Below are 7,052 nucleotides of genomic sequence, written 5' to 3'. Positions count from 1 at the left end.
CATGAGGGGGATAGAGTTGAAATATATTACTGCCATCCGTATTCATCATGGGAAAGAGGCTCTAATGAAAATGGCAATAGGTTTATTAGGAGAATAATTCCTAAAGGAAAAGATTTTGATAAAATTACGAGTGATAAAGTAAATAAAATTGAATATTGGATGAATAATTATCCTAGAAGAATGTTTGGATTTAAAACCGCAGAAGAATTATACCAGAAAGAATTAAGAAAATTAGCATCATAGTAAAAATAATCAAAACGAATGACAGTTTTTAACCACTTTAAAAATATATGCAAAAAAACTTGCAATTATCAATTTGTAAATGATGTAATTATTTTTGTTGACATAACATTATTTAAACTATATAATTGTAGTTAGAACACAATATTTTGTAGATAGGGACGGTTCTAACTACAATTTTTATATTAGGAGGATTAATATGAAGTGCCCATTTTGTGGTGAAGAGAATACTAAGGTAATTGATTCAAGACCAGCTGATGATGATAATTCAATCAGAAGAAGAAGACACTGTGTAAAATGTAATAAGAGATTTACTACATATGAAAAGTTTGAAACAGTTCCTCTTATTATTATCAAGAAAGATGATAACAGAGAACCTTATGATCGTTCTAAGATTCAGTCAGGTATTATTAGATCATGTCATAAGAGACCAGTTTCTGTAGATGAGATTAATAAAGCAGTTGATGATATTGAAACAGCTATCTTTAATCTTGAAGAAAAAGAAATCTCCAGTAAGCAGATTGGTGAAATAGTAATGGAAAGAATTCAGAAACTTGATCAGGTTGCTTATGTTAGATTCGCGTCTGTCTATAGAGAGTTTAAGGATGTTAGTACATTCATGGATGAACTTAAAAAGATTTTGGATAAGCAGGATTAGTTTTGTGTTTGTTGTTGTTGATGTTTGTTGAAAGAATATAAAGAGGTTGATATTATGCTTAAAGTTATTTTACTTAAATTGTTTGGCCGATTTTTTCCAAAGGAAGAAGCTATATCACCATATAGAATTAATTATAAGTCATATTATAATGCAGGATTTAAAGCAGTATTCTTTGACATAGATAATACATTAGTTCCATATGATGCTAAGGCTAATGATGAGGCCAAGGAATTATTTAAAGAATTACGTGAAATGGGTTTTAAAACATGCTTGATTTCAAATAATTGTAAAAAGAGAACAGCAACATTTGCTAAGGATGTTGATAGTTCATTTACATACAAATCAAAAAAACCATCTCCAGATGCATATATAAGAGCGGCTAGACATTTAGATGTTAAGGTTAATGAAGTTATTTTTTTTGGAGATCAGCTTTTTACAGATATATGGGGTGCTAATAATGCAGGCATGTATTCCATATTAGTTGAAAGAATTGGTGAAGATGTTTTAACTCAGATTAAGTTAAAGAGATATTTAGAAAAACCAGTTTTAAAAGCATATGAATATGTAAAGAGTAATTAGATAGTAGTGTTTTGATACTAACAAAAAGTTCTTCCAAATAGGAAGAACTTTTTTGCGTTTATGAAAAGTATTTTTTCTTTATTTCTTCTGTAGGCATATCTTCGCCAGTCCAAATTCTAAATGCTTCAGCACCCTGATAAAGTAACATATACATACCGTTAAAGGTTTTACAACCAACTTCTTCAGCCATGGTAATAAGCTTAGTCTTTCTAGGGTTATATATAATGTCAGATACAATTAAATCAGATCTAAGCATAGATTTATCTTTAATAAGACAACCATCTACATTAGGAGCCATCCCAACTGATGTAGCATTTGTTAAAATATCAGAATTCTTAATTGATTCTCTTAAATCATCATCATTAAATTCAAAAAGTTTAGCATTACAATTTGTATTAGCGTTAATTTCTTTAATTAGGTTTTCGGCTCTGCCCCAGAACTGATCTTTAATACTAAAAATATTAATATTTTTAACTCCATCGAATGCAGCCTGAACAGCGATTGCAGTAGCAGCACCACCAGCTCCCATTAAGGTCATAGTTGAACCAGTTAAATCAAAACCAGCATCTTTAGCAGAAAGCATATAACCTTTCCCGTCAGTGTTATGACCAGTAAGAATACCGTTATCATTAACGATAGTGTTACATGCGCCTATAATCTTAGCTTCTGGTGAAAGTTTATCCACAAGTTCATAGGCCCTATTTTTATCAGGCATTGTACAATTGCAACCTCTAAAATCAAAGAGTCTCATTGCAGCAAATGCTTGTTCTAAGTTATTCTCGCCTACATCAAAACAGAAGTATCTATAATCAATATCGAGAAGTTTAAATGCTTCATTATGCATCATAGGTGAAATGCTATGTGCAACAGGACTACCAAATAAGCATAAAACCTTGGTTTTCCCAGTAATTGTAAATTCATTTATGTTAGCCATAAGTAAATCCTTTCTATATGAATTTTATTAATATGAGAAATCATTAACTGTATTTAATCATATCAACATATAAATATTTATACAATAGTTTAAAGTATTAAAGTAAGAAAATCAAGTGTATTAAATTATTCTTTTTTACGTATAAATAAACACATAAATATAGAAGAAAAGAAAAGCTTGTAAATTTTTGGTTGACATAATGCGACTGGGATTTTATACTATATATTGAGAGTTTGCGTGCTTTGACACACAAGATGCTCAAAAAATAGATATTTAGTAACAACTAGAGCGAGTATAAGAAAAAAGAGGTTTTTATTATGAAAAAATTTACTGCAATTGTATTATCGGGAATACTTGCAATTACAGCATTTGCTGCGAATACAGGAAGTATTTATGCAGCAGACCAAACAAAAAGTAGATACACGGGAAAGACATATATACATAAAGATTCACTTGATGCTGATTCAATTGTACATGGAATTGATGTTTCTAAATGGAATGGAGACATAGACTGGAACAAGATTAAGGCAGATGGTATTGAATATGTTTTCATTAGATGTGGACATAGAAAGTGTGATACAGGTGTTATTGAATCGGATATAAAATATAAGCAGAACGTTGAAGGTGCAACTAAAGCTGGTTTAAAAGTTGGGTTGTATATATTCTCACAAGCCATAACTGAAAAGGAAGCAATTAACGAAGCTAAGTATATGATAAACATGGCAAAGGGATATGATATTACAATGCCGCTTGTTATGGACTTTGAATATAATGGAGATGGTTGCCGATTAGCTAAAGCACATTTATCAAATAAAAAACGTACAAACATATGCGATGCATTTCTTTCATATGTTGATGAGCAGGGATATGTTCCTATGCTGTATGCAAATTATTCGATGTTAACAGATGATCTTGATAATGCATCACTTTCAAATAAGTATAAAATCTGGATTGCTAGATATAATAAAGAAACAGAATATAGTGGAGATTATGATTTCTGGCAGTACAGTAGCGAGGGAAAAGTTAAAGGAAATGGAAGTTCAGCAATGGACATGAATTTCTGGTATAACGACGGTTCTCTTGAAGAAAAGAAAGTTAAGGCTGAAAGTGTTAGTATTAAGGAACTAGAGAGTAATGAAATTGCAATAGGAGAAACAATTAAACTTAATGCAACAATACTCCCAACTAATACTACTGAAACATATAGATGGACATCATCTAATCCTGAAGTTGCATATGTTTCATCAGATGGAAAAGTTAGAGGTGTAACAACAGGTAGCACAACAATTAAGATTACAACATCTAAGGGATTAAGTGCTAAGATTGACATTAAGGTAAAGAATAATCTTAATAGATATAAGGTAATTCTTGATAGTAAGAATAAATCTTATGCTTACACAGGTGGTGAAATAAAACCAAGAGTTACAGTTAGAACAAAATATAATCAGATTAAATCTGTTAAAACAAAGGAAAATGTTTACTTAAGAACAGGTCCTGACAGTACATTCATTTCACTTGCATGCGTACCAAAAGGAACTAAGGTAAATTGCATTGGCAGTTTAAAAGTAAATAATAAAAAGTGGTATGTAGTTAAATATAAGGAAGATGGAGAAGTATTAACAGGTTATACATGTGCAGATTATTATAGTGTTTTAACAAAGCAGTTCGATACATTAGCAGATAATAATTATTCATGTACATATGTTGATAACATCGAAATAGGAAAAGGAACTGTTGAAGTAAATGCAGTAGGTTCATGTGTTGGTAAGTTAACTAAGGAATTTACAATTGGACCTAAGGAAATTAATGATTTAAAAGTTTCTAAAAATACAACTAAATACATTAAACTTAAGTTTAAGGGTGATGACAGAGCTGATGGTTATAAGTTATACCGAGCTAACAAAAAGAATGGCAAATACAAACTTGTAAAGAATGTTAAGAATGCAAATAAAAAAGTTGTAAATACTGCAACTAAACAGCAAAACGTCAATGGTAATACTCCAAATGCTAATGAATATAAGGCGGCAGGAAGTGTTAACAAAAACGTTGTGATTAAAGATACAAAGGTTAAAAATGGATATAATTATTACTATAAAGTTATTTCTTATGTAAATATCGATGGAAGTAATATTACAAGTCCATATAGTAATGTAACAAAGGGAACATGTAAGTTTAAAAAATCAAGTAGGGTTAAACTTAAATGCAATAGTTACATTAGAAAACGAGCAAATGCTAATAGTAAGGCTGTTAAACTTGCATATAAGAAATCAACATACAGAGCTCTTGAAATTGTTTATGATAATAAAGGAAAAGCTTGGGTGAAGATTAAATATAAGAATGCAAGGGGTAAGTATAGAAAAGGATATGTATTAAAATCATTAGTAAAACTTAAATAGAGGTTAGTCATGATAGAAGTTAGAGATATTTGTATAGGTGATGGTTTACCAAAAGTTTGTGTATCCATAACAGGAGAGAATAGAGAAACCATTATTAATGAGGCAGAAGGAATTATGCTAAAAAAACCGGACATTGTTGAATGGAGATTCGATTGTGCGAAAGAGTATAATTATGCCATAGTAGAAGATATACTTATGAACCTTAGGGCAGTGCTTAGAGAAACACCACTTTTATTTACTTTTAGAACAGTAAAAGAAGGTGGTATGAGAAGTATAAGTGTAGAAAGTTATAAGAAACTATACGAAACTGTAGCAAGTACTGGATTGGTAGATTTTATAGATGTAGAAGGTATCTCTAATGGGGAAACAGCTCAGGCTATTATTAAGGACATTAAAGATAATGGAGTAAAAGTTATTACTTCATATCATGATTTTGATAAGACTCCAAGCAAGGATGAATTAAGAGAGATTTTAGATACACTTGAAAGTAAGGGCGGAGATATTGTTAAGTTAGCAGTTATGCCTCATGACTTTGAAGATGTTAAAAATCTAATTGATGTAACTAAAGAATATAAAGATAATACTAATAAAGATATTATTTCAATGTCAATGAGTGAATTAGGAATGATAAGCAGAGTGTGTGGAAAGGCAGATGGATCTTGCGTAACATTTGCTAGTGTAATTAAGGCTTCTGCACCTGGTCAGGTTCCTATAAAGGATATGAAAAAATATCTTAAAAACATAGAAGAGTTCGATGATTCAAAGAATATGTTTCTTATTGGATTTATGGGAACAGGTAAAACTACAATTTCAAACATACTTGGAATACTAACAGGAATGAAAGTATATGATATGGATGAAGAGATTGTAAAGAAAGCCGGCATGAGTATTAATGATATTTTTGAGAAGTTCGGTGAAAACCATTTTAGAGATATTGAAACTGAAGTGGTTTGTGAACTATCAAAGAAAGAAGGTGCAATAATATCATGTGGTGGAGGGGCTGTTCTTAGAAGTGAAAACGTTGAGTACATGAAGAATAATGGAAATATTTTTCTATTAAGAGCTACACCAGAAACTGTCTATGAAAGAGTTAAGGATAGCAAGGATAGACCTATTCTTAATGAAGACATGAGTATTGATCATATATCAGCGTTGATGAATAAGAGACGAGATATTTACGAAGAATGCGCAAATGTTAAGGTTGATACTGATGATTTAAGCGCATTTGAGGTAGCAATGGAAATAATAGGAAAAAGCAAGAAGTAGTGAGTATAATTCAATTATGTTCTAAAAAATGGTTGAAAGATTTTAAACTTTATTATACAATATACAGAGTTAGTTCTAAGGAGGAAATATAATGATTTCAGCAGGAGATTTTAAAAACGGAATTACAATCGAATATGACGGAAATATTTATCAGATTATAGAATTCCAGCATGTTAAACCAGGAAAGGGTGCTGCATTCGTAAGAACAAAGTTAAAGAATATCGTAAACGGTGGTGTTATTGAAACTTCATTCAGACCAACTGAAAAGTTCCCACTTGCAAGAATCGATAAGAAAGATATGCAGTATTTATATAGCGACGGAGATCTTTTCCACTTTATGGATGTAGAAACATATGATCAGGTTGCTCTTGGTGCAGACACTGTTGGAGATGCACTTAAATTTGTGAAGGAAAACGAAATGGTTAAGATTTGTTCACATAACGGTTCAGTATTCTCAATTGAACCACCACTTTTCGTTGAACTTGAAATCACAGAAACAGAACCAGGCGTTAAGGGTAATACAGCTACTAACGTTACTAAGCCAGCTATCGTTGAAACTGGTGCAGAAGTTAAGGTTCCTATTTTTATCGATCAGGGTGAAAAGATTAAGATTGATACAAGAACAGGTGAATACCTTTCAAGAGCATAATAAACATATGCATATAAAAGGGGCTGTAAAAAAACTCCCCTAACAGAAAAGTAGCTATGAGCTCGCGCTCATAGCTACTTTTTGGTATAATTAGGTTATGTTACAACTAACTAATTATAAAACCAATGATAATTATACATTAAAACAACTAAAATTACCATTAGTTATCGAAAAATTAATTGATATTTCTGATCCGGTTTATACTTTTTGTGATGTAATGGACCACATCGACCTAACACCATACTTTGTAGAAGGGAAAGGCTACAAAACAGGTCGTCCAAGATGTGATGCAGAAAAGTTACTAAAAGTAATTCTGTTTGCTTTCATGGA

General features: G+C 31.2%; 8 protein-coding genes. 7 read left to right on the top strand and 1 reads right to left on the bottom strand.

The features are described 5' to 3' along the window. From B5D16_RS12030 to B5D16_RS12020, 3 genes are all read left to right on the top strand, one after another. A partial coding sequence (locus B5D16_RS12030; RefSeq protein WP_143405123.1) for an IS30 family transposase occupies nucleotides 1-243 on the top strand: 243 nt, incomplete at its 5' end. Between the two features lie 196 nt (nucleotides 244-439). Then, on the top strand, nucleotides 440-898 hold the full coding sequence (gene nrdR, locus B5D16_RS12025) for a transcriptional regulator NrdR (RefSeq protein ID WP_078767221.1): 459 nt from the start codon (nucleotides 440-442) through the stop codon (nucleotides 896-898). A gap of 54 nt (nucleotides 899-952) precedes the next feature. Then, nucleotides 953-1,477 carry a YqeG family HAD IIIA-type phosphatase gene (locus B5D16_RS12020; protein WP_078767220.1) on the top strand — a complete coding sequence of 175 codons (525 nt, stop codon included), beginning with the start codon at nucleotides 953-955 and terminating at the stop codon, nucleotides 1,475-1,477. Between the two features lie 58 nt (nucleotides 1,478-1,535). On the opposite strand, the gene aroE is transcribed toward B5D16_RS12020, so the two are convergent. Further along, complete coding sequence (gene aroE, locus B5D16_RS12015; RefSeq protein WP_078767219.1) at nucleotides 1,536-2,411, bottom strand: shikimate dehydrogenase; 876 nt, start codon at nucleotides 2,409-2,411, stop codon at nucleotides 1,536-1,538. A 317-nt stretch (nucleotides 2,412-2,728) separates the two neighbouring features. Here aroE and B5D16_RS12010 point away from each other — a divergent pair, with 317 nt between their 5' ends. From B5D16_RS12010 to B5D16_RS11995, 4 genes are all read left to right on the top strand, one after another. Further along, nucleotides 2,729-4,807 (top strand): GH25 family lysozyme, encoded by a 2,079-nt coding sequence (locus B5D16_RS12010; RefSeq protein WP_078767218.1) that lies wholly within the window; start codon nucleotides 2,729-2,731, stop codon nucleotides 4,805-4,807. A 9-nt stretch (nucleotides 4,808-4,816) separates the two neighbouring features. Continuing rightward, nucleotides 4,817-6,073, top strand: a complete 1,257-nt coding sequence (aroD, locus tag B5D16_RS12005) for a type I 3-dehydroquinate dehydratase (protein ID WP_078767217.1) — start codon at nucleotides 4,817-4,819, stop codon at nucleotides 6,071-6,073. Nucleotides 6,074-6,164: 91 nt separating this feature from the next. Then, nucleotides 6,165-6,722, top strand: a complete 558-nt coding sequence (gene efp, locus B5D16_RS12000; RefSeq protein ID WP_078767216.1) for an elongation factor P — start codon at nucleotides 6,165-6,167, stop codon at nucleotides 6,720-6,722. A gap of 97 nt (nucleotides 6,723-6,819) precedes the next feature. After that, the coding region (locus tag B5D16_RS11995) for a transposase (RefSeq protein ID WP_479723676.1) at nucleotides 6,820-7,052 on the top strand (233 nt) is incomplete at its 3' end.

Origin of the sequence: Eubacterium uniforme (assembly GCF_900167115.1) — a bacterium.
In the GTDB taxonomy this organism is placed as follows: domain Bacteria; phylum Bacillota; class Clostridia; order Lachnospirales; family Lachnospiraceae; genus Eubacterium_S; species Eubacterium_S uniforme.
Note: the sequence above shows the minus strand (reverse complement) of the source record. Positions and strands in the feature narration are given on the sequence as shown.